This window comes from Colwellia sp. BRX10-1 (assembly GCF_014077545.1).
Taxonomy (GTDB): Bacteria; Pseudomonadota; Gammaproteobacteria; order Enterobacterales; family Alteromonadaceae; genus Colwellia_A.
This window is the reverse complement of sequence record NZ_JACGWC010000134.1, coordinates 1-278: the sequence shown is the minus strand read 5'-3', so window position 1 is coordinate 278 and position 278 is coordinate 1. Positions and strand designations below refer to the sequence as shown.

Annotated in this window: 1 protein-coding gene; it reads right to left on the bottom strand. The window is 38.5% G+C overall.

Going from position 1 to position 278, the window contains the following annotated elements; all coding sequences use genetic code 11:
* Nucleotides 1–157: 157 nt before the first annotated feature.
* The coding region (locus tag H4J75_RS19845) for a hypothetical protein (RefSeq protein WP_220465367.1) at nucleotides 158–278 on the bottom strand (121 nt) is incomplete at its 5' end.

The window sequence follows — 278 nt, the reverse complement described above, 5'->3', positions numbered from 1 at the left end:
ATCTGCAATTATGCGATGCTTCTTTTAGGTACAGCGATACAACACCTGCTCTGTGTTAGTAACTTTGGCTGTTTTGACTATTTCACTAAAATCTAGATATAAAAAAAGACGCCTAAGCGTCTTTTTTTTAAGTTCTCGTGAGAACTAAAATCAGCAATTATGCGATGATTTTAGATACAACACCAGCACCAACAGTACGACCACCTTCACGGATAGCGAAGCGTAAACCTTCATCCATCGCTACTGGGTTGATTAGCTCTACAACAAATTTCAAGTTG